The organism is Polynucleobacter necessarius (genome assembly GCF_900096765.1).
Taxonomy (GTDB): domain Bacteria; phylum Pseudomonadota; class Gammaproteobacteria; order Burkholderiales; family Burkholderiaceae; genus Polynucleobacter; species Polynucleobacter necessarius_F.
On record NZ_LT615228.1, the window covers coordinates 962,717 to 989,015 of the forward strand.

The window sequence follows — 26,299 nt, forward strand, 5'->3', positions numbered from 1 at the left end:
CTTTATTTTTCTATTATGAAAATTCTTCTGATCGGATCTGGCGGACGCGAACATGCGCTAGCCTGGAAGCTAGCCCAGTCTCCACAAGTACAAACTGTTTACGTTGCACCAGGTAACGGGGGCACTGCCACAGCCAAGCAATCTACTGCGGGTATTGAAAATTTACCAATTACTGACTTGCAAGAATTGGCTGATTTTGCCAAGCGTGAAAAGATTCACTTAACGGTGGTTGGTCCTGAGGCTCCATTAGCCGCAGGCATCGTGGATGTCTTTCGGAACAATGGTTTGCGCATCTTTGGCCCAACACAGTTGGCTGCTCAGTTGGAATCGTCTAAAGATTTTTCCAAAGCCTTTATGAAACGCCACGGTATCCCTACCGCGGATTACCAAACTTTTTCCAGTGCATTAGAGGCACACGCTTACATTGATGCCAAAGGTGCGCCAATCGTCATTAAGGCCGATGGCCTGGCTGCTGGCAAAGGCGTAGTTGTTGCCATGACTCTTGCTGAGGCACATGCTGCCGTAGACATGATGCTTGCTGACAATAAATTAGGTAATGCAGGCGCCCGCGTTGTCATTGAAGAATTCCTCACAGGTGAGGAAGCCAGCTTTATTGTTTTAGTAGACGGAAAAAATGTGCTCGCCCTGGCTACCAGTCAAGATCACAAACGTTTATTGGACGCTGATCAGGGCCCTAATACTGGTGGTATGGGTGCGTACTCTCCAGCGCCAGTCGTTACCCCTGAAATTCATGCGCGCGCCTTGCGCGAAGTAATCATGCCAACGGTCAAAGGCATGGAAGCTGACGGCCTGCCGTATACCGGCTTCTTGTACGCTGGTTTGATGATTGCCCCCGATGGCAAGATCAAGACTTTAGAGTTTAATTGCCGCATGGGTGACCCCGAGACTCAGCCAATCATGGCTCGCTTGCGCAGTGACTTAGTCAATGCCTTAGATCATGCGGTAGATGGCAAGCTCAATGAAGTCGAACTCGAATGGGATCGTCGCACAGCCCTAGGCGTTGTCTTGGCTGCTCACAACTACCCAGACACCCCACGTAGTGGTGATGTCATCACCGGTATTCCAAGCGATACCGACGATCAAATGACTTTTCATGCGGGCACCAAGTTACAAGATGGTAAGTTGCTGACCTCTGGAGGCCGTGTCATGTGCGTAGTCGGTCTAGCCGATACAGTGCGAGGCGCCCAACAAAAAGCTTACGACGCTATTAATCAGATTCATTTTGATGGCATGCAATATCGTAAAGATATTGGCTACCGCGCAATCAAGTAACGGCTAAATAAAAAGCTAAATACATTTTGTCAAACCAATACACTCAAATCGACATTGCAGTCCTAAAGGAATATTTTTTAGGTTTGCAGGATCGCATCACCAATGCGATGAGCGCACTGGATGGCAAAGCGTTTATTGCTGATGAATGGCATAAGCCTGAAGATAGCAAGCTAAAGGGTTACGGACGCACCTGCATTTTGGATAGCGGCAATATCCTGGAAAAAGGTGGCGTAGGCTTTTCCCATGTCCGTGGCGATCAAATGCCACCCTCTGCTTCCCATCACCGCCCTGAAGTAGCAGGACGAAGCTTTGAGGCCATGGGGGTCTCTTTGGTTTTTCACCCAAACAATCCCAATGTACCCACTACGCATATGAATGTGCGCTGTTTTATTGCACAAGCGGAGAATAAAGAACCAGTATGGTGGTTTGGTGGTGGCTTTGATTTAACTCCCTATTACGGCGTAGACGAAGACTGTCGACATTTTCATCAGACGGCTAAAAATGCCTTAGATCCATTTGGCGATGAGTTATATCCGCGCTTTAAGCAGTGGTGCGATGAATATTTTTATTTAAAACATCGCGAAGAACCTCGGGGCATTGGAGGTGTGTTCTTTGATGACTTTAATGAGCTGGGCTTTGAAAAAAGTTTTGCGATGACACGTGCTGTAGGTGATGCTTTTATTGACGCTTACCTGCCAATCGTTCAGCGACGCCATCAAGACTCATTTACATCAGAGCAAAAATCTTTTCAGGAATATCGCCGCGGTCGCTACGTAGAATACAACCTCATCTTTGACCGTGGCACCATCTTTGGCCTGCATTCTGGTGGACGTACAGAATCGATCTTGATGTCTATGCCCCCTGTAGTTCAATGGAGATACAACTGGCAACCCGAACCTGGGACACCAGAAGCCAAGCTCTATGACTACTATCTCAAACCCCGCGATTGGTTAGCTTGAGTACGCGTCAGAAAATTGGCATCTTGGGCGGCACCTTTGATCCGCCACACATCGGTCACCTCAAGCTAGCCAGCCACTTTGCCAAACTACTTCGCCTAGATGCAATATTATTCATTCCGAGTGGCGAACCCTGGCAAAAAGGGACGGACATTACTCCTGCCAATATTCGCCTCCAACTTACCGAGGCAGCTGGAATTGATTTAGCAAGGGTGTTTTTATATCTGAAGATCCCAACCCAAGTAGGGATTGATCGAATTGAAATTGACCGTGCTGGTCCAAGTTACGCGATTGACACAGTTAAAGCACTACGCGATCGCTTTGGGCCAGAAGCAAGCCTGATTTGGTTAATGGGCGCCGACTCACTCACCATGCTCCCAACTTGGAAATCATGGCAAGACCTCATTAATATCGTCAATTTTGCAGTAGCGAGCCGCCCAAACTATCATCTGCAGCCAAACACATCATCCGAGCTTTCTCAGTTTCTACAAAAACACCAAACTCTGGACTCTGCAGCTCTTGATAATAGCCCATCTGGCCTCATTTACATTGATGAAGGCCTCACTGTAGATCTTTCTTCTACAACCTTGCGCAATAAACTCAAAACCCCCGCTCGGAATGTAATTGCGGCAGAGCAAATCCCTTCCCACACCCTGCAAATCATCACAGATCTGAGCTTGTATCAGCAATCAAGCTAAGATCACCCTTAAAACCAGAAAATATCAGCAAAGACACTATGGACTTACGTAAATTACAACGCGTCATTATTGACGCTCTTGAGGATGTGAAAGCGCAAGATATTCGCGTATATGACACCACCAAATTAAGCGAACTATTCGATCGCGTCATCATTGCTACAGGTTCAAGCAATCGCCAAACACGTTCATTGGCAATGTCCGTTAAAGAAGAAGTCAATGCCAAAGGTGGAGAGGTGATTTCGATTGAAGGTCTTGAGACTGGCGAGTGGGTATTGGTCGATTGCGGCGATATTGTGGTACACATTCTGCAACCCATGTTGCGTTCCTACTACCAGCTTGAAGGCATGTGGGGAGCCAAACCAGTGCGTGTGAAGTTGGCTGCTAGCAAAGGCTTGGTGAAAGCTAGCGAATCCGACGACGAAGAGTAGTACTCTTTCGCCGATTTAAGACATGCGCTTAACGATTGTTTCAGTTGGCCACAAAATGCCGGACTGGGTTGCTACTGCAACTCACGATTACATTAAACGCATGCCCAGTGATTGCAGCATTGAGATCAAAGAGATTAAGCCCGACCTCACTCCGGCAAAAGAAGCAATCAAAATAGCTGCCGCCATTCCTAAAGTCTCACGCGTCATTGCGCTAGATGAGCGGGGGAAAGATCAAACCACGCAGAATTTAGCGACCCAATTAGCGGCTTGGCGACAAGAGGGCTTTGATATCACCTTTCTCATTGGTGGCGCTGATGGCTTGGATCCTAGCCTAAAGAGTGATGCTCAAGCGATGTGGCGACTATCTAGCCTCACCTTACCTCATGCAATGGCTAGAGTACTGCTCGTTGAGCAACTGTATCGAGCCTGGACTATTCTTCAAGGGCATCCATATCATCGCGAGTAATTCTATGAATCCATTTATTTATCTCGCCTCCCAAAGTCCTCGGCGCCAAGATCTCTTAAAACAAATTGGTGTTCATTTTGAGTTGCTTCAACCGCAAATAGGCGAAGACACTGAAAGTATTGAAATTGCATTGCCACAAGAAAAAGCTAGGGTTTATGTAGAACGAGTTACTTTGGCAAAAAGTGCTATGGCACTTACCCGCTGGGAAAAAAGTGGTTTGCCTTGGGCGCCCATCTTGTGTGCAGATACCACCGTAAGCCTACCGAATGGCATTGGAGGTGAAATTCTCGGCAAACCCACTGATGCTGCGGATGCTACCCGCATACTAGAAATGCTTAGCGATAAAACGCATGAAGTTCTCACTGCTGTTGCGGTGAGAATAGACCCAGAGATGGCCCCCTCTGTATGGTACAAATTTCAAAAGTCCAATTTGCCAAACTCACCGCCAAGCAAATTGAAGACTACATTACTAGCGGTGAACCCTTCGGCAAGGCGGGAGCTTACGGCATCCAAGGACGAGCCAGTACCTTCATTCCCTCGATCCAAGGTAGCTATAGCGGTATCATGGGTCTACCCCTTTATGAAACCACCCATTTATTGAGCCGCGCTCAAGTGATTCGTATATGAATGAAGAAATTCTGATCAACATTACCCCTCAAGAAACGCGGGTTGCACTCATCCAGCAGGGAGCAGTTCAAGAGCTTCAGATCGAACGAACCCGTCAACGGGGCATTGTGGGTAATATTTATTTAGCCAAGGTAGTACGAGTATTGCCTGGTATGCAGTCTGCTTTTATTGAAATTGGTCTTGAGCGAACAGCTTTCATGCATGTAGCGGATATTACCCAAAGCAATCCTCAGCCTCAAATTGAGAAAATACTTTTTGAAGGTCAAACGCTTCTAGTTCAAGTGTTAAAAGATCCGTTGGGCACTAAAGGCGCTCGCTTGACTACACAACTCAGTATTGCAGGTCGTAATTTAGTATATCTACCACCTGCAGGCTCAGACGCGGCCACTGAAAAATATATTGGCGTCTCTCAACGCATTGATCAATTAGAAGAGCGTGAAGCCATTAAGAATCGTCTTGCAGGACTGATGGCTGAGGACGAGAAAGGTGGCATCATCGTCCGCACTAGCGCACAAGATGCATCTGATACCGAATTACAAAACGATATGCGCTATTTGCGCACTACCTGGGAGAACATTCGGGAAGCTGTTAAGCACAAGGCTGCCCCTAGCTTGCTCTATCAAGACCTGAGCTTAGCCGAACGAGTGCTACGAGATGTTGCTGGTGAAGAGACTACCCAAATTCGAGTAGACTCCGCTGAGAACTTTGAAAAGCTCAATAGCTTTGCAGCTTTATACATGCCAAACTTGCTTGGCAAACTAACCTTACACCGGGGCGAGCGCGCCCTCTTTGACCTATTTGATGTTGATGCAAAAATTAATAAAGCTCTAGGTCGACGAGTTGATTTGAAATCTGGTGGCTATCTGATGATCGACCAGACTGAATCCATGACCACAATTGATGTGAACACTGGCAGCTATGTTGGGGCTCGCAACTTGGATGACACTGTCTTTAAAACCAATCTAGAAGCCGCCCAAGCAATTGCAAGGCAGTTACGCTTGCGCAACCTTGGAGGCATCATCATCATTGACTTTATAGACATGGTTGGAAAAGATCATCAAGAGTCCGTTTTGTTTGAACTTAAACGCAACCTTGAGCGTGATCATGCCCGCACTTCTGTGAGCGAATTTTCAGCCTTGGGCTTAGTAGAAATGACGCGTAAGCGGACGCGTGAGTCACTCGCCCACATTACCTGTGAGCCTTGCGCCACATGTCTAGGTAAGGGGGAAGTCAAAACTGCTCAGACCATATGTTATGAAATTTTGCGAGAGATTGTACGCGAGCACCGGCAATTTAATCCACGGGAATTTCGGATTGTAGCTGCGCCTGATGTGATTGATCTTTTCTTAGAAGAGGAGAATCAATTCTTGGCACAGCTAGGTGATTTCATTGGAAAACCAATCACCCTTCAGGCTGAGGGTAGCTTCCGACAAGAGCAATACGATATTGTTCTGAGCTAAGGCTAGGCGTTTGAAAACTGTATGCGATGCAAGTTAGCGTACAGACCGTCATGCTTAATCAAGTCAGCGTGTGAACCATTCTCCACTACGCGACCATGCTCAAGAACAATGATCCGATCTGCATGCTCAATCGTCGAGAGGCGATGCGCAATAACTAAAGTCGTTCTACCCATCATCAAGCAATCTAAAGCATCCTGAACTTGACGCTCAGACTCAGAATCCAAAGCTGAGGTGGCCTCATCCAAAATCAAAATAGGGGCATTTTTGTATATCGCACGGGCAATCGCCAAACGCTGTCGTTGACCGCCCGATAAGCGGTTGCCGTTATCACCAACCAAAGAGTCAATTCCATCTGGCAGTTCTTTGATAAGAGCGCCTAAGTTAGATGCTTCCAATGCTTCCATGACACGACTGCGATCAATACCCTCGCTTTCGACTGCGCCATATGCAACGTTTACGGCAATCGTATCATTAAACAAAATGACATCTTGACTTACAAAGGAAATTTGCTTGCGCAGATCTGCAAGCACAATCTCTTCCAATGGAATGTTATCAAGGAAAATCTGGCCTTTCGTGGGCTTAAAAAAACGTGGCAATAAATTGACTAAAGTAGATTTGCCGCCGCCAGAGGGACCAACAAATGCAACTACTTCACCAGGGTTAATCGATAGATTGATGTCCGCTAATGCATCCTTGCGATCAAGGTCTTGTTGATAAGAAAAACCAACATTCTCAAAACGAATTGCCCCAGCCGCCTTTTGCAGAGGCTTCATAGTTAAACGACGATCGTCTCCTTCTTCAAAGGGCTGATCCATGAGATCAAAAATCATTTCAGCAGCTGTTAAACCACGCTGCAGTGGTTGGTTAATATCAGCCAAATGTTTTAAAGGGGAAATCACCAACATCATCGCCGTGATAAAGGCGGCAAATCCACCAACCGTAGTGCCTTCCGTAGTGCCTTCAGTCGATGATTGCAGTAATGCGATCACCAACACGGTTGATAAAGCAATAGAAGCAATCAATTGGGTAATCGGCTGATTAAGGCCGCCAGCTACGGCGGATTTCAAGGCGAATTGGCGCAAACGCCCTGCTTTTTGCTGGAAGCGATTCATCTCATACTGCTCTGCCCCATGAACTTTTACGATCTTATAACCCGCAGCAGCCTCTTCGACGATATAAGCTAGATCGCTAGTTAAGGTTTGTTGTTCCAGGTTTAATGCTCTAAGACGACGATTAATTTTCGTCATGATCAAAGCAATTACGGGAAATATCACCAGCACCACCAAGGTCAGCTTCCAATTCAGGTAAATCAAGTAGCCCATTAACCCGATCACTGTAAGCGAGTCCCGCACAAGACTAATCAACATACCGCCCATAACAGTAAGTACGTTATTGACTTCGAATACCACTGCATTAATCAAGTTGGAAGCGGAATTCTTTTGGAAAAAAGCGGTACTCGCATGCAATAGAGTTTGAAACATTTGCTCACGCAACTTCAAAAGAACTGAATTGATTACGCGGGTAAGTAAATAGTTAGACAAAAACTGGGCTAGACTGCGGATTAAAGCCAATCCAACCAAAAAGACCGGAACTTGCCATAACTTACTATTGAGCTGTCCCGTAAATCCTCGGTCTAATAAAGGCTTCATGAGGGCAGGGATGGATGTCTCTGCCGCGGCAACTACCGCCATTGCTAGCAAAGAGCCGATAATTAAGCCAATATGGGGCTTGAGGTAGCTGATTAAGCGATTTAGAGCAGTACGGTCTTGAGCATTCATATAATGAATTATGCCCACTTTATCTGTCATACTCATCACCCGCAATGAAGAGGCCAATCTAGAGGATTGTCTAGCCTCCCTTGAGGGTATTGCCCAGCAAATGATTGTGGTCGATACCAACAGCACTGACCGCACCCTAGAAATCGCCCAAAAGTACGGCGCCACGATTGCCCAACCTACGGATTGGCCCGGATTTGGCCCTCAAAAGAACCGAGCCCTAGATCTTGCCACGCAAGAATGGGTTTTATCTCTAGATGCCGATGAAAGACTCACCCCCACTCTGAGATCTGAAATTTTGACCGCTATTCACCATAATGGTCATATAGATTGTTTTGCAATTCCCCGCTTATCTTGGTACTGCGGCCGCTTTATCCGTCACTCAGGTTGGAGTCCCGATTATGTTGATCGACTTTTTAAACGGGGAACTGCCCGCTTCTCTGATGATCTGGTTCATGAACGCTTAATTCCACAAGGCCAAGTTGCCAAGCTGAAAAATCCAATATTGCATTTCAGCTTCATGAACTACTCTCAGGTCCTCCAAAAACTAGATCGATACTCTACTGCTTCAGCACAGCAGGCATATTCCAAAGGTAAGACTAGCAACCCTCTGAAGGCTGTTCTTCATGGGCTCTGGGCCTTTATACGTACTTACATCATACGCGCAGGGTTCTTGGATGGCGCTCAAGGTTTTGCGCTTGCGATCTCCAATGGGCAAGGCACTTACTATCGCTACATGAAGCTTTGGCAACTCAATCAGGAAGCGCGAAAATGATTTCGGTCCTATTGGCTACATACAATTGGCCCCAAGCATTGAAGTTATGCCTAGAATCACTAGCCACTCAAACTGATCGTGATTTTGAAATTATCATTGCAGATGATGGGTCGACAGATAGCACCAAAGAAATCATCGATCACTTTCGAGCATCACACTCGATAGCGATTACCCATCTGTGGCAGGATGATCAAGGCTTTCGTAAAACAAAAATTTTGAATCAAGCAATAGTTGCTGCAAAAGGAGACTATTTAGTATTTTTGGATGGTGATTGCATCACGCAGCCTGACTTTATTACGCGCCACCGCTCACTCTCCCAACCGGGATTCTTGGTCACTGGTAGTCGAGTCCTGTTGAATGAAAAACTCACTCAAGAATTACTATCCTGGGATTCGTGGAGTTTTTCGCGCTTTGCTGCCAATCTTTTAGTCTATCGACTTAGCGGCAGCATTAACAAATACTGGCCCCTCAAAATCCAATTAGGTGATGGCAAATGGCGCAACTATCAAAAATTTGTATGGCGCCGCATTAAAGGCTGCAATATGGCCTGCTGGAAATCAGATGCTACCGCTATTCATGGCTTTGATGAAACCATGACAGGCTGGGGCCATGAAGATGCGGATTTTGTATTCCGCTTACAGCGCAATCACATTCAAAGAAAATCAGGTGCATGGGCAACTGAGGTTCTGCATCTTTTTCACAAGATTCATGATCATAGTAATGCTGCTGAAAATGCCAAGCGCGTGCGCGAAAAGATTCTTGCAAAAGCAACATAAGTTTGCACTATGACCAATTTTTCTAATTTCCAACCAAAAAAAGTTTTGTTTATTGCCACTCGTCAAATTGGCGATGTATTAGTTACAACCCCTCTCATTAGCAAGGCTCGTGAATTATGGCCAAATGCCCAATTTGATTTTTTGGGCTATAAGGGCAAGCTCGATATGCTCAAAGGCAATCCCGATATTACAGAGATCATTGAAACTTCTGACCGACCCGGCTTTGCTGAGTACCTATTACTATTTAACCGCCTGTTCCAACGATATGACTTAGCCTTTGTCACGCAACCCAGTGACAGAGCTTATCTTTATGGCCTCATAGCTGCCTTTCGAAGGGTGGGAGTATTGGGCGGCCATCCCCAAGGCAAAGATAACAAAACCGAAAAGCAAAATGCTTGGAAGAAATTCATTTGCATGCACACTGTCAATGTTGACTATTTTGCCCAGCATGTCATTACAGAAAAACTGCGACTACTAGAGAGTTTTTATAAAAATCCGAGTGAGTTATTTTCCAAACCGATTCATGTCACACCCCCTATTGGCGAGCCATTAACGCCGGCAATCACAAACCAGCTTAAACAACCCTATGTAGTGATTCATCCAGGACCCTTAACTGCGTATAAACGCTGGCCCCTGACTCACTGGCAATACCTCATAACGGATCTTATAAAACGTGGCTTCCAAGTGGTACTGAGTGCTTCTCCTGCCAAACAAGATTTAGAGCTCAATCAAGATATTCTCTCGCTACTCACAAATGAAATACGAGAAAAGGTGCTTGATACCGCTGGAAGTTTATCCATTCCCCAAGCCGGATCTCTTTTGCGAGGCGCTGCTTTATACATTGGGGTGGATACCTCAATCACCCATTTGGCAGCAGCTTGCAATACACCGACCATCACCCTGTTTGGCGCAACCCCGCCTACGAATTTTGGTCCATGGCCCAATGGCTTTATCGGCAAACAGCCTTATCAATTGCGGGCCCGCTCACAAACAGTAGGTAAAGTGACAATTCTGCAAGGCCCTGGTGAATGTGTGCCCTGCCGAAAAGCAGGCTGCCTAGACCGAGCTGACAGCAATAGCGAGTGTTTAGATTTATTAGAGCCCGCCCAAGTAGTTGAGGCAGTGGAAATGATTTTGCAACGCTAAGCTAGTGGTATTGAACTTCCACTGCATTATGTTGCTTTGAGGCCAAGAGCTGTTGCAAGCTATGTAAGCAAGCATCATCTGGATAGATGCGCATCTCCTCTGGGAATTGCATCAAGCATGCCCCGCCGCTCGTAGTTACGGCAGCTGTGATCATTAAACCTTTCACACCATCATTTGAACCTGAGACCGGCGCACCACCCAACTTTGGATCGCTCACTCGATTAGACATGAGATAGGGGCCAATTTGACTGCGGAGCATTTTAATATCAGTTCCAGCATCAAGAGCAACATGGATATTGCGTGCAAATCGCATGCGGGCACCAGTAATATCCATCACCCCCTCAGAAACAATCCGCATCCCTCCAGAAAATTTATCTGGCGTGACATTTACTTTTGCAATGAGCAACTCATCTTCTTTAAGCCATGAGCGATTGGGTTCATATACTTCACTATAGAGGGTTACTTCCAAGGCGGCTGTACCATCATCAATGGTGGCAATCATCATGCGACCACGCTGACCAGTGAGCATCCGTGCCGAGGTAATGATGCCAGCAATCAATTGATCCTTGCCTTCGGTTACCTTGGATAAAGGCTGGCGAATGAAATGCGATACTTCCTCGCGATACGCATCGAACATATGTCCAGTTAAGCAAAGACCTAAGGCCGTTTTTTCTTCTTGTAAGCGCTTTTTCTCAGACCACACTGGTTCACGGACTAATTCGGGAAGGTGGCGATGATCCTCACCAGCTACTTCAAATAAGCTGACTTGATGAATGGATGCCTCTGCCTGCTCTGCGGCCTCAATTGCCCTTGCTAGAGAGGCCAACAAAGTTGAGTGAATATCGTAAAGATTTCCACCTACCGAAACTGAGTCGCGGTATAGGCTATCGAATGCCCCTGCACGCATTAAAGCCTCAATGGCACGACGGTTAACCTGACGACGGTCTACACGCGCACAAAAATCAAATAAATCTTTGAATGGGCCACCAAGCTCACGGGCCTTAACAATCGCCTCAATAGCAGCCTCTCCAGTTCCCCTGACTGCGCCTAGGCCGTAACGAATATGGCTGATGTGAGAATCTGGAGCAGCATCAGGTGCGCGCAATGGCGTGAATTCATAGACGCCAGTATTGATATCGGGAGAGAAAATTCGAATTTGATTGGCCAAGCAATCGTCATAGAGAATCTTTACCTTATCGGTATCATCCATGGCGAGCGATAAGTTGGCCGCCATAAATTCTGCAGGGTAATAGGCTTTTAGCCAAGCGGTTTGATATGCCAATAATGCATAAGCAGCAGCATGTGATTTATTAAATCCATAGCCAGCAAAGCGCTCCATCAAATCATATATTTCATTGGCCTTGGCTTCAGAGATACCGCCTGCTTTGGCGCCATCACTAAAAATCTTACGGTGCTGCGCCATCTCCTCTGGTTTTTTCTTACCCATCGCACGTCGCAACATATCGGCACCACCCAAGGAGTAGCCGCCGATGATTTGGGCCATCTGCATCACCTGCTCTTGGTACACCATGATGCCGTAGGTTTCTTGTAAAACAGGCTCGATACGTGGGTCTGGATACTCTACTTTTTGACGGCCATGTTTACGCTCAATAAAGTCTGGGATCAGGTCCATTGGGCCAGGACGATAGAGAGCCACCAAAGCAATAATGTCCTCAAAGCGGTCAGGCTTCGCTTCCCGTAGCATGCCTTGCATACCGCGACTTTCAAGCTGGAATACCGCAACCGTATTTGCCCTCTTGAGTACTTCAAAAGCCTTTTCATCATCAAGTGGAATATCACCGATACTCCAATCCTTGCGATCAGCATGCAAAGCTTTGATCCAACGCTCCGCAGCCGCAAGAATAGTCAGGGTGGTTAGGCCCAAGAAGTCAAACTTGACTAAGCCGATTGCTTCAACATCGTCCTTATCGAACTGACTAATCACAGAGCTACTATCTTGGTCTTTAGTTTCTTGTGTATAGAGCGGACAAAAATCAGTGAGGCGTCCAGGGGCAATCAATACGCCACCAGCGTGCATACCAACGTTGCGCGTCATACCCTCCAACTGCTGAGCCAATGAGAGCAGTTGGCGCACTTCGTCTTCATTCTTTTCGCGCTCGGCTAATTGTTTCTCTTCCTTCTTAGCCATCTCAATTGTCATATACTGACCTGGCTTATTGGGCACCAATTTAGCAATGCCATCAACGAAGTTATATCCCTGCTCCAATACACGCCCAACATCACGAATCGCCGCTCTCGCAGCCATGGTTCCAAAGGTAGCGATCTGGCTTACAGCATCCTTGCCGTATTTATCTTTAACGTACTGAATGACGCGATCACGCCCATGCTGGCAAAAGTCGATATCAAAGTCCGGCATCGAGACACGTTCAGGATTTAAGAAGCGCTCAAAGAGTAAGTTGTATCGCAATGGATCTAGATCGGTAATCCCCAGCGAGTAAGCAACGAGAGATCCCGCCCCAGATCCACGGCCAGGACCAACGGGAACCCCATTATTTTTTGCCCAGTTAATAAAGTCAGCAACAATCAAGAAGTACCCAGGGAACCCCATTTGCGCAATCGTCTTGACTTCAAACACCAGTCGGTCGCGATAACGAGGCATCTCTTTGGCGCGCTCCTCTGGGTCAGGAAAATTACGGATCATATGACGCTCTAGTCCGATCTCCGATTGTTGCAACAAATAGTCATCTAAAGTAATGCCCGGAGGTGTCGGAAAATCTGGTAAACGTAGTTTACCTAGTACTAGAGATAAATTGCAGCGCTTCGCAATCTCTACCGAATTTGCCAAAGCTACTGGTAAATCCGCAAAGCGCTTCTCCATCTCTTCTTGCGTCAAGAAGTATTGCTCTTCGTTAAATTTCTTTTGGCGTCTTGGGTTACCTAATAACTCGCCTTCGGCAATACACACCCGCGCTTCATGAGCAATAAAATCGCTCTTTTGCATAAACTGAACTGGGTGAGTTGCAACCACCGGTAGATCCAGCTCGCTAGCCAAATGGCAGGCTAGCTGCAGGTGTTTTTCATCTTGGGGATGACCGCCGCGTTGAACCTCAATGTAAAAGGATTGGTGGAATAGTTTTTCATACCGCTGAGCCACTTCTTTCGCGTGATCTTCTTGACCACTCAACAAAGCTGCACCCACTTCTCCCATGCGAGCCCCAGACAGGGCAATCAAGCCATAAGACAATGTTTTTTTAGCCTGCTTATCCTCGGCTTTGGCTGCAGGCTCACTAAACCAGGCCAAATCAACCTCAGCCCGACCGCGGGATTGATTATCTAATGAAGCACGGCTTAACAACTCACATAAATTGAGATAGCCAGAATGGTTTTGCACCAAGAGCAATAGACGATGAGGTTGGTCGGGATCTTGGGGATTGCTAACCCAGACATCAGCACCAGCAATCGGCTTAATGCCTCCTGAGCGAGCGGCAGAATAAAAGCGCACTAAGCCAAATAAATTACTTAAATCTGTCAGCGCTAAGGCACCCATTTCATCTTTAACGGCCGCCGCTACAGCATCATCAATGCGGACGACCCCATCCGTAATGGAGAACTCAGAGTGGATACGAAGATGAACAAAACGGGGCAAAGACATGAGATGATTTTAGCTGTGTCCCCCCCCCCCAAAAAAATCACTCAATCCCAGCCCGTCGGCTATCGCGGGCGGTTTGCCCCCTCACCTACAGGCCCACTTCATGCTGGGTCCTTAGTTGCGGCCCTAGGAAGTTGGTTAGACGCTCGTAAAAATGAGGGTCAATGGCTGCTCAGAATCGAGGATATTGATACCCCTAGGTGCACCCCGGGTGCAGCTATTCAGATTCAACAACAACTGCTTGCCTGCGGCCTACACTGGGACGAAGAACCCACCTATCAAACGGACCGCTTACAACATTATCAAAAAGCTCTAGAGCGCTTAAATGAACTCAAGCAAATTTATGCATGCGCCTGTTCTCGACAAACCATCCTAAATACTCTAGCGGCCCACGGAATCGAGCCTGCCCGCAATCAAGAAATGATCTATCCAGGAAGCTGTCGACCAGAAAAATCTGAACTTGGCTATGCAGACCTTACCAAGCCCAAAATTGCTTGGCGACTCGCCCTACCTCAAAATTGCATGATCTATTTTGAAGATTTAGCACTTGGTACCCAGAGTCAAAATCTCACTAAAGAAGTGGGGGATTTTGTTTTAAGAAGAAGTGATGGTTTATTTACCTATCAACTTGCAGTTGTTGTGGATGATGCCGAGCAAGGTGTTACCCATATCGTGCGCAGCGAAGATTTACTCAGTAACACTGCGAGACAAATCTACCTCCAAGATTTATTGGGCTACCAGCACCCACAATATCGACACTTACCATTAGTGCTAGACGATCATGGTGAAAAACTGAGCAAGCAAACCTCAGCTACCCAAATTCAAACTGAGACTGAACAACAATCTCTCGCTGAACTACGCAAAGCTGCAAAACATTTGGGATTACGCGATCTACCCGATGGAAGCAATGTAACTATTGCCGAGTGGCTCTTCGCTGCAACCCAGGCTTGGGGCAACCGAACTAATAAAGCTACTGGCTAAACTGCCACACCTCTGAACGTTATTTCTTCTTGAAACCACCCAGGAGAGCTCCTACAGCAGGCTTTGCTGGAACAATGCCAACCTTTTTCTCTTCTGGTTTTGCAACATCAGAGGAGGCATTAGGAGTGCCACTGGGTTCGTAGGGCTGATAGAAAAACGGGTCAGACATTTTCCCGCCACTTGAGGTTGCACTACTACAGGAGGGTGGATTGACATCTGGAACTGGCCGAATATCCAGTTTGCGCTTCATCAGCTTTTCGATATCGTCCAGCAACCGCTTTTCGCTATCGTCAACTAAAGCAATTGCATCACCTTTACTACCTGCGCGCCCCGTACGTCCGATGCGGTGAATAAAGTCTTCTGCGTTATACGGGAGCTCATGGTTAATCACGCACGGCATGTCTGGAATATCTAATCCGCGAGCTGCTACATCTGTAGCGACCAATACTTCGATTGCACCCGACTTAAATGCGTCCAAAGTCATAGTACGTTCACCCTGACTCTTATCGCCATGAATCGCCCCAGCCTTAATACCATCACGCTCCAGGGCACGAGCCAGCTTTGCACAACCTAAGCGGCTATTTGTAAAAATAATGCATTGTCTTGATAAACCTTGGCGAGTACGAGCTTCTAGCACCTTCACAATCGCATGCTGTTTATCGCCAGATGAAACCAAATGCACTACCTGCTTCACGGTATCAGCCGCAGCATTTTGACGGGCTACCTCTACCGTTACTGGAGTGCGCAGATAGCTTTGGGCAAGCTTTTTAATCTCTGGAGAGAAGGTCGCAGAGAACAGCAAAGTCTGTCTTTGCGCAGGAATCAAATTAATAATACGTTGCAGATCGGGTAAAAATCCCATATCCAACATACGATCGGCCTCATCTAAGACCAGTAATTCAACTTGAGAGAGATTGGCTACCTTAGAGCCAATGTGATCTAAAAGGCGACCTGGGGTAGCAATCAAGATCTCCACGCCGTTGCGTAGAAGTGCCACTTGCTCTTTCATGTCTACGCCGCCATACACTACTGCAGTTCGTAAATCCGTATATTTTGAGTAGTTAGCAGCATTCTCTGCAACTTGCACAGCCAACTCCCGAGTTGGCGTTAAAACTAATGCGCGAATGGGGTGACGGGCTGGCGAGGCACTATTGCTCCCATGACGTAAGATCTTTTGAATCATTGGCAATACAAAAGCCGCGGTTTTGCCTGTCCCAGTTTGCGCAGCGCCCATCAAATCGCTTCCCGCTAATACATGCGAAATCGATTGAGCTTGAATTGGAGTCGGAGTGTTGTATCCCTGTTCAGCAACCGCTTTTTGAATCAGCGGGTCTAAACCAAATTCAGCAAAAGTAATTGTTGCTGGAGAATTGGCGCTAGCAGTTGCTAGATCGTCAGTCCCAATAGATGAATGTATTTCAGTGGCAGTATTTGTCAAGATAACTTACAGAATGGCCGTAATACCGGCCTTAGCCGTTTCAGCATCCTCGGCCGATTTCACGCCGGAAACGCCGACTGCGCCGATGGTAAACCCATTTACCTCGATATTGACCCCACCTTCTAACATGCCCGAAATATGCGGTGCAGACAAAAAGGAAGTGCGGCCATTGTTAATAATTTCCTCGTATACACGACTCTCACGTTTACCCATCGCTGCTGTACGTGCTTTTTCTTGAGCGATGTATGCAGAGACCGGCGCACAACCATCGCGACGAATCAAACCCAGCAAGTGACCGCCATCATCACAAACAGCAATCGTCACAGCCCAATTATTGGCGGCTGCATGTTTGTTTGCCGCATCCAAAATCTTTTGAACATCAGCTTGGGTTAAGTAAGGTTTAGTTGCCAACATGTTTAATCTCTCTGTCTCGAATCTGTTTTATATGATGAAAATGCTATCTATATAAGCTCTTGAATTATAAGGGCTGCGGATTGACCAAGCGATATTGGCCCTTCCGCAGCCTGTCTCCACCCAACTGACTGATTATTTAAGGAATTCTTGGGCTGCAAGGACGCCACTAGCCTTAGGTTTATATCCCATAGCGCCCAAACTCATTTCTACACCGCTCAAAGCAGCCATCAAACTGAGCTCATTGCAATCACCCAAATGACCAATTCGGAAAGCTTTGCCCTTAATCTTGCCTAGACCAGTACCCAAGGAAAGATTGAATTTTTCTAATGCATGCTTACGCAATACATCGGCATCCATCCCATCGGGGGTGGCAATGCAAGTCAAAACTGGTGAAAAGCACTCATGATCTTGACACTGAATTTCCAATCCCCATGCATTGACCGCTTCACGACAGGCTGCAGCTAAACGCTGGTGACGCGCAAAGATCACATCTAATCCTTCGGCCATCATCATGTCCATTGCTTCATGCAAGCCATACATTAGGTTGGTGCTCGGGGTGGTTGACCAGTAACCGTTTTTATTGGACTCTAAAATTTCATCCCATGCCCAATAGGATTTGGGATAGGTATTGCGTTTACTTGCTTCAATCGCCTTAGGCGATAAAGCATTAAAACCAATACCCGGCGGCAACATCAAGCCTTTTTGTGAGCCAGATACGGTAACATCGGCGCCCCACTTGTCGTGCTCATAGTCCGCAGAACCCAAGCCAGACACGCTGTCAACCAATAGTAAGGCTGGATGTTTTGCAGAATCGATTGCCTTTCGAACTGCGGCGATATTCGAAGTAACGCCAGTAGAAGTTTCGTTATGAACTACGCAAACTGCTTTAATTTCATGCTGAGTATCTTTACGCAAGCGCTCTTCTATCACAGATGCGTCAACACCCCAACGCCAAGAATCTTGACCAGACTTTCCCACAACCTCCACATCTAATCCAAGACGCTGAGCAAGTGCACGCCACAAATTAGCAAACTGACCGGTTTCATAGAACAAGACTTTGTCGCCAGGATTGAGGACATTCACCAAAGCGCCTTCCCATGCACCGGTGCCTGAAGCGGAATAAATAATGACGGGTTGCTCAGTTTTAAAAATCTTCTTGATACCGTCTAGCACCTTGAGACCAAACTGACCAAACTCTGGGCCACGATGATCAATCGTTTGATAGCTAATGGCACGTAAAACACGTGCTGGCGCTGGACTTGGTCCAGGAATATGTAAAAAATGGCGTCCAGATGCGTGGTTATCTAGTTTCAACATGCTTTGTCTCGCTGGTGATGTTTATCAGTAATTTCTATTGCCAGTGTGTGCCATTTTTTTGACGTTTTTCCATTTTGTATACAATTTTTATTAAAAATTAGTTTAAATAAGCCTTTATTTATAGTTTATGATGAGTAATCGATATTTTTGTATACAAATTTAGGGCTCCTAAAGAATGGCAACTGAAGCGCTCAATTCCCAGAATCTCCATGAAACTACATTCCAAAAGCTCCGCTCTTTACTGGTAGAGGGAAAAATTGCGCCAGGTAGCAAACTCAATGAACGTGAATTAGCGGAAAGCCTCAATGTGTCACGCACACCTATTCGCGAAGCTATCCGTCGTTTGGCTGCCGATGGTCTAGTTGAGCTCATTGCCAATCGTGGTGCGATAGCCCTGCAACTAAGCATTGAAGATGTTATCCATACCTTTGACGTTATTGCCGATCTCGAGGGATTTTCTGGAGAGCTCGCAGCGCAGAATATTAGTGAAGCCGCCCTCTCTGAATTAGAAGCGCTTCAATATGAAATGATGGCTTCTTATGCACGTCGGGATTTATCGAGTTACTACAAACTCAATCTACGCATACACCACCTCATCAATCAAGCAGCAAATAATCCTGTACTCTCTCGCCTCTTTACCCAAGTCAATGCACGCATTGAGGCATTACGCTTTCGCTCTAATCAAGATGGTGTGAAATGGGAAAAGGGTGTTGAAGAACATCAAGAAATGCTAGACGCCCTCAAAGCTAGAGACAGTAAGCGGATGAGAAAAATAATGATGCTACATGTGATGAACAAACGCGATGTAGTCGTGCAATTACTTCAATCAGAAGCTGCTTTAGAAGCGAATCAATCATGAATAAACCTCTAGATATTAAAGAGCTCATGATTGATCAGGCGCAACTGGCAAAACGCTTACGTCAAGAAACCTCTGGGGAGATGATGACCGATATTGCTAGTCGCGGACGCTACGCTACCGATGCTTCTATCTATCAGGCAATGCCAGTTGCGGTGTTTGTTCCAAAGACTGCACAAGATATAGCAAGTGCAATTCAGATTGCAGCCGAACTTGGGGTACCCGTATTACCGCGCGGCGGTGGAACTAGTCAATGCGGCCAGACTACCGGCGCGGCCCTCGTGATCGATAGCACTAAATACTTTAGAAACGTTCTCGACCTCAATCTTGATAAGGGTTATGTAGAAGTTGAGCCTGGAATTGTTCTTGACCATTTAAATGGCTTACTCAAGCAACATGGACTTTGGTACCCCGTTGATGTCTCTACAGCAGGCCAGGCCACGATTGGGGGCATGGCTGGAAATAACTCTTGTGGAAGCCGCTCTATTGCTTACGGCAATATGGTGCATAACGTTTTAGCAATCAATGCATGGTTAGCAAACGGTCAGATAGCTCAATTTGGCAATTACGCTACTAGCTCTGGTGCTGCAAAAGAGCTTGGCGACTTTGTTAAAGGCTTGGCTAACACCCTTCAACCAGAAATTGAAGCTCACTTTCCAAAGGTATTGAGACGAGTTGCTGGTTATAACCTTGACATCTTTCATCCACAAAGTGAGTTGCCCTATACACAAGATGGTAGCGTCAACTTAGCCCATCTTTTGGTTGGTAGCGAAGGCACGTTAGCTTATTTCAAATCACTCAAGCTCCAACTAGCGCCATTACCAAAACACAAAGTATTAGGTATCGTGAACTTTGCTAGCTTTTACAAAGCAATGGATAGCGCCCAGCATATTGTCAAACTGGGACCTACTGCTGTTGAGTTAGTAGATCGCACCATGATTGATTTGGCGCGCAGCAACCCAAGCTTTCAGAAAATCATTGAGACAGCTTTAATTGATCCTGCAGCCCAAACACCTGAGGCCATCTTGCTAGTAGAGTTCTCTGGCAAGTCCCACGCGCCACTATTAGAAAAGCTCAATTCACTGCAAGAACTCATGAGTGATTTTGGTCTAACGGGATCGGTAGTGTCTATGCCAGAAACCGCTTTACAGAAAAATCTCTGGGAAGTTCGTAAGGCCGGTTTGAACATCATGATGAGCTTAAGGGTGATGGCAAGCCAGTGAGTTTTATTGAGGACTGCGCCGTACCTTTAGAAAACCTGTCTGACTATACCCAGGCCCTGACAGATGTCTTCGCTAAATATGGCTCTCGTGGTACTTGGTATGCCCATGCATCAGTTGGCACTTTGCACGTGCGTCCCATCTTAGATATGCGCCGAGACGGTGCCCAAAAGATGCGAGCTGTTGCAGAAGAAGCATCAGCCTTGGTGCGCAAATACAAAGGGGCCTATAGCGGCGAGCATGGTGATGGTTTATGCCGTGGTGAATGGATCTCTTGGCAATTTGGCCCCAAGATTACTGAAGCACTTGCGCAAATTAAGCAAGCATTTGATCCAAAGGGATTATTTAACCCAGGAAAGATCATCAACCCTCCTAAGATGGATGATGCGAGTAACTTTCGATTTCCACCGAACTACAAAGTCATTGCATTACAACCTGCATTAGATTGGTCGGCCTGGAATGTGCAAAATAATCCTGTCACCGAGGAAACGACTGCGCCTGGAACTGGCGACGATCCTGCCATGGGTTTAGCCAAGGCTGTGGAAATGTGCAATAACAATGGCCACTGCCGTAAGTTCGATGCCGATGTGATGTGCCCTAGCTATCGCGTGACACGCGATGAGAAACACCTGACCAGAGGAAGGGCTAATACCCTGCGTTTAGCACTCTCAAATCAACTCGATCTCAAAGATGAAACATCTCCCCTTGCTAGCGATGCCATCAAAGAAGTGATGGAACTCTGTGTAAGTTGTAAAGCTTGCCGCCGTGAATGCCCTACTGGTGTAGACATGGCAAAGATAAAGATTGAGTTTTTATCGGCTTATAAAAAGTGTGTTGGACATACCCTACGCGACAAGGCGGTAGCCTATCTTCCAAGGTATGCAAGCATGATTAGCAATACACCCTTTTTGCCTGCTATTCTGAACTTACGCAATCATTTCTTACCGATTGCCAAATTGCAAGAATGGTTAATGGGTATTTCTGCGCAGCGTAGCCTGCCCATTTGGAAAAAGAAGACCTTCTGGAATCAAAAAAAGCTTGCCAGTCAATACCAATTCTCACCAGAGCAATTGACCGATAGTGATAGTAAAGGCGTTGTTCTTTTGGCTGATACTTTTAATGCCTACTTTGAAGATGAAAATATTCTTGCCGCACTCAAGGTACTCAAGGCAGCCGGCTATCGGGTACACATTCCTCGCAAGAGCCAAACCCCCTCTACTAGCCAATCAAGCAGTGGCTGCTCTAAAGAGTTTTGCTGCGGCAGAACTTACCTTGCCACCGGCATGGTCGATAAAGCCAAAGAGACCTTAGGTGAATTGGTTGATCACCTCGCGCCCTATGCAGAAAAAAATATCCCTATTATTGGACTAGAGCCTTCTTGTTTATTTACCCTCAAGGACGAAGCTTTAGTCATGGGTTTTGGTGATCGCACTCTACTTGTTTCCCAACAAGTGCAATTACTAGAAGAATTTTTAGCCAGCGAAATGAAGGCAGGTCACCTGCAGCTAGAGCTGAACGCGGCCAGCAAGCCTATCCTCTTTCATGGTCACTGCCATCAGAAGTCATTTGCTGCTGTCACGCCAGCAATGGAATTACTCAAACTCATCCCAAATGCACAGCCTCAGTTGATTGAATCATCATGCTGCGGCATGGCAGGCAGTTTTGGCTATGAGGCTGAACATATTGAAGTGTCTAAGCAAATGGCTGAGGCAAGTTTGTTACCCAGTATTCGCAAGTCGCCCAATAGTTGGGTAGTTGCCGATGGCACCAGCTGCAGACATCAAATTGTGGATGGCACCCAAAGAGAAGCTGTTCATATTGCCAAGATTTTGGCGGCTCACTTATAAGGCGTGATTAGTTTTAGCGAATGATGCCGTAAGATATCATCAAAATCGTGCCAGTCAACAAGGCTGGCACCAAGCGGCGTGTTGGCTTTGACATCATCACTGCAATACTAAGTACACAGATCAAAATTCGGACCCAAAGGGGAACGCTTGACATCAAACCTAAGGGCATCACGATCAAGCGTACAGTTAATGCTGCAACCATCGCATAAGTGACAGCTGCTAACCAACGAAAAATCTCGCTATCTTGATTAATGCGCTGTGAGAGCGTAACCCCGATGGCCCTGCAAAAATAAGTGCCCAAGCATGCGCCTACGAGGGCGATCCAAAGCCCCCAGCCCGAAAGAATATTGCTTACTGGAGTCATTAAGCGATGAATCCCGACTTCTTGCGCAAAAATTTGCGATCAATACAGTATGCGAGCGTGCCAGAAACTATGCCTGCACTGAGCAAACTGGTATCACGATCCACTAAAAAAAGAGTGGGCCAAATACGCAACCCAATAAAATTGCAATCCGATTAATCCAAGGCTGGGCAGCAGACTCCTCCAAAGCGATTTCGCTCGGATCGATATAAGGTTGGTCTGCAGATGACATCAAGTAATTGTAAGAGGAGTAACAGATTCGTGCTCAGATTGAGCTATTGCTTAAGGCCCAGCGAATATGCTCAGCAACTAAAGTATCAGCGCTAGGCAAAGCGGCAACTAAAGCCTGATGCATTAATAATTTTTCAGCTGACTCTAATTTAGGACTGGCTAAGGCATTACCCATCGCTACCGCTAAATTACGACGCCAACGACTAAAGCCAATTCGCCGAATGGCGCTACCTTCATGTCGTCTCTCAAACTCAGGTTCGGTCCAGGACCACAATTGCAGTAAATCAGCATCACTCAAACCATGGCGACTTGCAAAGTCAGGAAGTTCACTTCGCTTAGCAAATTTATTCCATGGGCAAATGAGTTGACAGTCATCGCACCCATAGACACGATTACCCATCCCCCTTCTAAACTCGACTGGAATAGGCCCTGGATTTTCAATCGTGAGGTATGAGATGCAACGTCGTGCATCTAATTGATATGGCGCAGTTATAGCCTGTGTAGGACATATGTCAATACAGGCCTGACAGGTTCCGCAATGCTCATCCTGCGGCTCATCCATCGGAAGCGAAACGTCGACTAAAATCTCGCCCAAGAAAAATGTTGAGCCAGAGGCTGTGTTGAGTAGTAGGGTATGTTTGCCACGCCAACCCAAGCCTGCTTTGCGTGCGAGCTCTACCTCCATCAAGGGAGCGGAGTCGGTAAATACACGATACCCAAAGGCACCAATCTTCTTTTCAATAGATTTGGCAAATTCTTGTAAACGATTGCGCAATACTTTGTGATAGTCGCGGCCTCTGGCATACATCGACACTACTGCTTGCGTGGGATCCTCTAATCGATCCCACTCTTTGTCTAAATCGATTTCAGGTGGTAGGTAATTCATCGCTACACAGATGACGCGCACTGTTCCAGGTACTAGATGCCTCGGATCTGATCGTATGTGGGCATGGCGCTGCATATATTCCATCTGACCATGACGCCCTTCTGCTAGCCACTCTTGCAAACGCTCACTAGCTTCGCCCAAGTGTGTGTCGGTGATGCGCAAGTCATCAAAACCTAGGCGCGCAGATTCTTCCCAAAGCCAAATTCGTAGGCTGGATCCATCTAAGGCGGCATCATCGACAGAAAAAGACATATTGAATACAGAATGTAGCCTAATAATTGAATAAACTACCGCAATGACTCAAATTCAAGGCATAAGCGAAGTTTCTCTTCAGCGAGATTGTATGCAGGAAGCGGATACCGCAAGCCTTGCTAAACAGCTTGCTGGCAGTTTTGAGCAATACATTGAGCAAAATCCAAGCGGCCACATCAATATTTCACTGGTGGGCGACCTAGGGGCTGGGAAAACCACCTTCACTAGGCATCTTATTCAAAGCATGGGTTTCGCGGGGAAAGTAAAAAGCCCCACCTACACCTTGTGCGAACCCTACTCGCTTACCTTGAATCAAAAAACCTACTCTGGACACCACTTTGATCTTTACCGAATGCGTGACCCATTAGAGTGGCAAGAGGCCGGTTTTGTCGAGTTATTTGACACGCCTGGTTTTTGTATCATTGAATGGCCAGAAAAAGCTGGGGGAACTCTGCCGGCGTTTGATATACAAATAGAGATGCTGGCTGGTGCTGATGAGAATGAACGCTCGATTAGGATTAGTGCGTTATCTACACTAGGTGCGAACATTATTCAGACTATGGCACGGTAGATGAAAAAGATCTCAGCAACCAATCTCACTAGGCGAGCTCATCTCAAAAAATCAGCCAAGCTTTTGGGGTTCGTATTGCTCATGAGCGAAATAGATATTGCTTGGGGCGCCAAGATACTGGGTGTCCGTGTCTGGCCATCAGAAGACTATACCCGCATTACTTTAGAGTCTGATACACCGCTTCCGATTACACAACAGATTCTGACCAACCCCGATCGTCTCGTGGTGGATGTACAGGGCCTAGAACTCAATCCAACCATCAAGGATTTGGTAGCAAAGATTAAGCCAAATGATCCCTATGTATCGCAGGTACGAGTTGGGCAATTTCAGCCAGGTATTGTGCGTCTGGTTTTTGATCTCAAAGAGCCCATCAAGCCACAGCTATTTACCCTAGATCCCGTTGGTGAATATAACTACCGCATGGTCTTTGACTTATACCCCGCCACCCCACCAGATCCATTAATGGAATTGGTTAAAAGCAGTGCACGTAAAGAGAGCGCCCTGGCCAAGTCAAATGAAGAAGTTGATTTAATCGCCCAATTCGCCACCAAGAAAGAGAAGGAAGCACCCAAGACACCTGTTGCTCAAGCCATACCCGAGCCTAAAGAGGCCCCAGCAACCTCCAAATACAAACGCTTAATTACTATTGCAATTGATCCGGGCCATGGCGGAGAAGATCCAGGCGCCATTGGGGCGGCTGGATCAAGAGAAAAGAATATGGTTCTCTCCATAGCAAAACGTCTTCGCGACAAGATTGAAAGCGAAGTCTATATGCGCCCTTATCTCACGAGGGACGGTGACTACTTCGTACCACTACATGTGCGCGTTCAAAAAGCTAGGCGAGTTGAGGCTGATTTATTTGTCTCCATTCATGCGGATGCCTTTATTGAAAGAAATGCCAAAGGAGCCTCTGTATTTGCACTCTCACAAATGGGGGCTAGCAGCACCGCAGCAAGATGGATGGCCAATAAAGAAAATGCTTCAGACTTAATTGGTGGCATTAATATCAAAACACAAGATCGACAGGTGGCTAATCTATTGCTGGATATGTCCACTACCGCCCAGATCAAAGATTCTCTACAGGTCGGCAATTCTGTTCTAAGGCGGATTGGTAGCTTTGCCCCTTTGCATAAGGGAAAAGTTGAGCAAGCCAGTTTTGCTGTTTTGAAGGCTCCCGATATTCCTTCCATTCTCGTTGAAACAGCTTTTATCAGCAATCCCCAGGAAGAGGCGCGTCTGAATGATGATGGCTATCAGGACCGAATTGCAGAAGCCATTTTGAGGGGAATTAAAGAGTATTTTTCAAAAAATCCACCAGTTGCTAGAAGCGTCAATTCTTAACAGACTTGTAAGTACAAGGGCTTACGGGCAGACCGCCTGGACTACAGGAGGAGCCATAAACTTCTTGCTATAATTTAAGGCTAACTGGGTCTTTAAGGCTTTTTTTAAAGCTAACTGGGTCGGTAGCTCAGTCGGTAGAGCAGCGGACTTTTAATCCGTTGGTCGCGAGTTCGAATCTCGCCCGACCCACCAATATTACTAAGTTACTAAGCCTCGCATTTGCGGGGCTTTTTTATTGCTTACGATATCCATTAAAAAGAGCTCTTTCAAGCCTGTTTTAGGACCATTTTTTGACTAGGAATAGAGCCATGCCAACGAAGTTCGCTACTCAATCTCAAATCCGCCAATACAGCGTTTCTAACGCCGTGGCTTCTGCTCGAATTGAGGGCATTGCTCCTACTAAACAGCTAGAGCAAAACCTCACGGATTACGTTGCTGGCAAAAAGACTATTGCGCAATTAATCGAAGAAACTAAACAACGGTATGTCACGCTACGATGCGGATGACACTTACTGCTAACCAGGTACAGATGTACTTCGAAATCAAGCAGAAATAACTAACGCAAATGAATTAG

21 protein-coding genes, 1 tRNA gene and 3 pseudogenes are annotated in these 26,299 nt (G+C 46.5%); 17 read left to right on the top strand and 8 right to left on the bottom strand.

Going from position 1 to position 26,299, the window contains the following annotated elements:
* Positions 1-15 precede the first annotated feature (15 nt).
* The 7 genes and pseudogenes from purD (at position 16) to rng (ending at position 5,928) form a co-directional block, all read left to right on the top strand.
* Complete coding sequence (gene purD, locus DXE33_RS04960; RefSeq protein ID WP_114638932.1) at positions 16-1,293, top strand: phosphoribosylamine--glycine ligase; 1,278 nt, start codon at positions 16-18, stop codon at positions 1,291-1,293.
* A 47-nt stretch (positions 1,294-1,340) separates the two neighbouring features.
* Positions 1,341-2,252: an oxygen-dependent coproporphyrinogen oxidase gene (gene hemF / locus DXE33_RS04965; RefSeq protein WP_114639726.1), complete on the top strand. Its 912-nt coding sequence runs from the start codon at positions 1,341-1,343 to the stop codon at positions 2,250-2,252.
* Positions 2,249-2,947 (top strand): nicotinate (nicotinamide) nucleotide adenylyltransferase, encoded by a 699-nt coding sequence (nadD, locus tag DXE33_RS04970; RefSeq protein ID WP_114638933.1) that lies wholly within the window; start codon positions 2,249-2,251, stop codon positions 2,945-2,947. The genes hemF and nadD overlap by 4 nt, the downstream gene beginning before the upstream one ends.
* A 38-nt stretch (positions 2,948-2,985) precedes the next feature.
* Positions 2,986-3,372: pseudogene (gene rsfS / locus DXE33_RS04975) on the top strand (ribosome silencing factor); the annotation flags it as partial.
* A 25-nt stretch (positions 3,373-3,397) separates the two neighbouring features.
* Positions 3,398-3,841, top strand: a complete 444-nt coding sequence (rlmH, locus tag DXE33_RS04980) for a 23S rRNA (pseudouridine(1915)-N(3))-methyltransferase RlmH (RefSeq protein ID WP_114638935.1) — start codon at positions 3,398-3,400, stop codon at positions 3,839-3,841.
* A gap of 4 nt (positions 3,842-3,845) precedes the next feature.
* A pseudogene (locus tag DXE33_RS04985) lies at positions 3,846-4,468 on the top strand (Maf family protein).
* The gene (gene rng / locus DXE33_RS04990) at positions 4,465-5,928 is read left to right on the top strand and encodes a ribonuclease G (protein WP_114638936.1); all 1,464 of its coding nucleotides are present in this window, start codon (positions 4,465-4,467) and stop codon (positions 5,926-5,928) included. The pseudogene DXE33_RS04985 and the gene rng overlap by 4 nt, the downstream one beginning before the upstream one ends.
* Before the next feature lie 2 nt (positions 5,929-5,930).
* Here rng and msbA read toward each other — a convergent pair whose 3' ends face one another.
* The gene (gene msbA, locus DXE33_RS04995; RefSeq protein ID WP_114638937.1) at positions 5,931-7,706 is read right to left on the bottom strand and encodes a lipid A export permease/ATP-binding protein MsbA; all 1,776 of its coding nucleotides are present in this window, start codon (positions 7,704-7,706) and stop codon (positions 5,931-5,933) included.
* A gap of 10 nt (positions 7,707-7,716) precedes the next feature.
* On the opposite strand from msbA, the gene DXE33_RS05000 reads away from it, so the two are divergent.
* Genes DXE33_RS05000 through DXE33_RS05010 form a run of 3 tightly spaced genes read left to right on the top strand, consistent with a single transcriptional unit; the run spans position 7,717 to position 10,400 of the window.
* Positions 7,717-8,478 (top strand): glycosyltransferase family 2 protein, encoded by a 762-nt coding sequence (locus DXE33_RS05000; RefSeq protein WP_114638938.1) that lies wholly within the window; start codon positions 7,717-7,719, stop codon positions 8,476-8,478.
* Positions 8,475-9,254, top strand: a complete 780-nt coding sequence (locus tag DXE33_RS05005; RefSeq protein WP_114638939.1) for a glycosyltransferase family 2 protein — start codon at positions 8,475-8,477, stop codon at positions 9,252-9,254. Before DXE33_RS05000 ends, DXE33_RS05005 begins: the two co-directional genes overlap by 4 nt.
* Positions 9,255-9,263: 9 nt before the next feature.
* Positions 9,264-10,400, top strand: coding sequence for a glycosyltransferase family 9 protein (locus DXE33_RS05010; protein ID WP_114638940.1), 1,137 nt, complete (start codon positions 9,264-9,266; stop codon positions 10,398-10,400).
* 1 nt (position 10,401) lies between these two features.
* On the opposite strand, the gene dnaE is transcribed toward DXE33_RS05010, so the two are convergent.
* A complete protein-coding gene (dnaE, locus tag DXE33_RS05015; protein WP_114638941.1) occupies positions 10,402-14,013 on the bottom strand; it encodes a DNA polymerase III subunit alpha in 3,612 nt (1,203 codons plus the stop codon).
* Positions 14,014-14,028: 15 nt separating this feature from the next.
* Here dnaE and gluQRS point away from each other — a divergent pair, with 15 nt between their 5' ends.
* Positions 14,029-14,991: a tRNA glutamyl-Q(34) synthetase GluQRS gene (gene gluQRS / locus DXE33_RS05020; protein WP_231970387.1), complete on the top strand. Its 963-nt coding sequence runs from the start codon at positions 14,029-14,031 to the stop codon at positions 14,989-14,991.
* A gap of 19 nt (positions 14,992-15,010) precedes the next feature.
* Here the strand turns inward: gluQRS and DXE33_RS05025 are convergent, their stop codons facing one another.
* From DXE33_RS05025 to DXE33_RS05035, 3 genes are all read right to left on the bottom strand, one after another.
* Complete coding sequence (locus tag DXE33_RS05025) at positions 15,011-16,429, bottom strand: DEAD/DEAH box helicase (protein ID WP_114638942.1); 1,419 nt, start codon at positions 16,427-16,429, stop codon at positions 15,011-15,013.
* 6 nt (positions 16,430-16,435) lie between these two features.
* Positions 16,436-16,840, bottom strand: a complete 405-nt coding sequence (locus DXE33_RS05030; RefSeq protein ID WP_174222318.1) for a GlcG/HbpS family heme-binding protein — start codon at positions 16,838-16,840, stop codon at positions 16,436-16,438.
* 135 nt (positions 16,841-16,975) lie between these two features.
* Positions 16,976-18,160, bottom strand: a complete 1,185-nt coding sequence (locus DXE33_RS05035) for a pyridoxal-phosphate-dependent aminotransferase family protein (protein ID WP_114638944.1) — start codon at positions 18,158-18,160, stop codon at positions 16,976-16,978.
* 175 nt (positions 18,161-18,335) lie between these two features.
* Here DXE33_RS05035 and DXE33_RS05040 point away from each other — a divergent pair, with 175 nt between their 5' ends.
* Both DXE33_RS05040 and DXE33_RS05045 read left to right on the top strand, forming a co-directional pair.
* Entirely contained in the window at positions 18,336-19,019 is a 684-nt protein-coding gene (locus DXE33_RS05040) for a GntR family transcriptional regulator (RefSeq protein WP_114638945.1), read from the top strand.
* Positions 19,016-22,083, top strand: a pseudogene (locus DXE33_RS05045) (FAD-binding and (Fe-S)-binding domain-containing protein). The gene DXE33_RS05040 and the pseudogene DXE33_RS05045 overlap by 4 nt, the downstream one beginning before the upstream one ends.
* 13 nt (positions 22,084-22,096) lie before the next feature.
* Here DXE33_RS05045 and DXE33_RS05050 read toward each other — a convergent pair.
* The 3 genes from DXE33_RS05050 to queG all read right to left on the bottom strand — a co-directional run bounded on the left by DXE33_RS05050 (position 22,097) and on the right by queG (position 23,813).
* On the bottom strand, positions 22,097-22,447 hold the full coding sequence (locus DXE33_RS05050; RefSeq protein WP_114638946.1) for an AzlD domain-containing protein: 351 nt from the start codon (positions 22,445-22,447) through the stop codon (positions 22,097-22,099).
* Between the two features lie 103 nt (positions 22,448-22,550).
* Positions 22,551-22,676 (bottom strand): hypothetical protein, encoded by a 126-nt coding sequence (locus tag DXE33_RS10450; RefSeq protein WP_269460026.1) that lies wholly within the window; start codon positions 22,674-22,676, stop codon positions 22,551-22,553.
* Positions 22,677-22,709: 33 nt separating this feature from the next.
* The gene (gene queG / locus DXE33_RS05060; protein WP_114638947.1) at positions 22,710-23,813 is read right to left on the bottom strand and encodes a tRNA epoxyqueuosine(34) reductase QueG; all 1,104 of its coding nucleotides are present in this window, start codon (positions 23,811-23,813) and stop codon (positions 22,710-22,712) included.
* 43 nt (positions 23,814-23,856) lie between these two features.
* Here queG and tsaE point away from each other — a divergent pair, with 43 nt between their 5' ends.
* The 4 genes from tsaE to DXE33_RS05080 all read left to right on the top strand — a co-directional run bounded on the left by tsaE (position 23,857) and on the right by DXE33_RS05080 (position 26,231).
* A complete protein-coding gene (tsaE, locus tag DXE33_RS05065; RefSeq protein ID WP_114638948.1) occupies positions 23,857-24,384 on the top strand; it encodes a tRNA (adenosine(37)-N6)-threonylcarbamoyltransferase complex ATPase subunit type 1 TsaE in 528 nt (175 codons plus the stop codon).
* Positions 24,385-25,725, top strand: coding sequence for an N-acetylmuramoyl-L-alanine amidase (locus DXE33_RS05070; RefSeq protein WP_114638949.1), 1,341 nt, complete (start codon positions 24,385-24,387; stop codon positions 25,723-25,725).
* Positions 25,726-25,841: 116 nt separating this feature from the next.
* Positions 25,842-25,917 (top strand) — tRNA-Lys (locus DXE33_RS05075).
* A 116-nt stretch (positions 25,918-26,033) separates the two neighbouring features.
* Complete coding sequence (locus DXE33_RS05080; protein ID WP_114638950.1) at positions 26,034-26,231, top strand: antitoxin VbhA family protein; 198 nt, start codon at positions 26,034-26,036, stop codon at positions 26,229-26,231.
* The last annotated feature ends 68 nt before the right edge of the window (positions 26,232-26,299 follow it).

What these genes read in the sequence shown, in the direction of transcription:
- DXE33_RS05005 (WP_114638939.1), top strand. Translation starts at nt 8,475, where the DNA reads ATGATTTCGGTCCTATTGGCTACATACAATTGGCCCCAAGCATTGAAG.
- DXE33_RS05010 (WP_114638940.1), top strand. Translation starts at nt 9,264, where the DNA reads ATGACCAATTTTTCTAATTTCCAACCAAAAAAAGTTTTGTTTATTGCC.
- dnaE (WP_114638941.1), bottom strand. Translation starts at nt 14,013, where the DNA reads ATGTCTTTGCCCCGTTTTGTTCATCTTCGTATCCACTCTGAGTTCTCC.
- DXE33_RS05080 (WP_114638950.1), top strand. Translation starts at nt 26,034, where the DNA reads ATGCCAACGAAGTTCGCTACTCAATCTCAAATCCGCCAATACAGCGTT.
- DXE33_RS05070 (WP_114638949.1), top strand. Translation starts at nt 24,385, where the DNA reads ATGAAAAAGATCTCAGCAACCAATCTCACTAGGCGAGCTCATCTCAAA.
- DXE33_RS05040 (WP_114638945.1), top strand. Translation starts at nt 18,336, where the DNA reads ATGGCAACTGAAGCGCTCAATTCCCAGAATCTCCATGAAACTACATTC.
- DXE33_RS05035 (WP_114638944.1), bottom strand. Translation starts at nt 18,160, where the DNA reads ATGTTGAAACTAGATAACCACGCATCTGGACGCCATTTTTTACATATT.
- queG (WP_114638947.1), bottom strand. Translation starts at nt 23,813, where the DNA reads ATGTCTTTTTCTGTCGATGATGCCGCCTTAGATGGATCCAGCCTACGA.
- purD (WP_114638932.1), top strand. Translation starts at nt 16, where the DNA reads ATGAAAATTCTTCTGATCGGATCTGGCGGACGCGAACATGCGCTAGCC.
- rng (WP_114638936.1), top strand. Translation starts at nt 4,465, where the DNA reads ATGAATGAAGAAATTCTGATCAACATTACCCCTCAAGAAACGCGGGTT.
- rlmH (WP_114638935.1), top strand. Translation starts at nt 3,398, where the DNA reads ATGCGCTTAACGATTGTTTCAGTTGGCCACAAAATGCCGGACTGGGTT.
- DXE33_RS05050 (WP_114638946.1), bottom strand. Translation starts at nt 22,447, where the DNA reads ATGACTCCAGTAAGCAATATTCTTTCGGGCTGGGGGCTTTGGATCGCC.
- DXE33_RS10450 (WP_269460026.1), bottom strand. Translation starts at nt 22,676, where the DNA reads ATGTCATCTGCAGACCAACCTTATATCGATCCGAGCGAAATCGCTTTG.
- tsaE (WP_114638948.1), top strand. Translation starts at nt 23,857, where the DNA reads ATGACTCAAATTCAAGGCATAAGCGAAGTTTCTCTTCAGCGAGATTGT.
- DXE33_RS05000 (WP_114638938.1), top strand. Translation starts at nt 7,717, where the DNA reads ATGCCCACTTTATCTGTCATACTCATCACCCGCAATGAAGAGGCCAAT.
- msbA (WP_114638937.1), bottom strand. Translation starts at nt 7,706, where the DNA reads ATGAATGCTCAAGACCGTACTGCTCTAAATCGCTTAATCAGCTACCTC.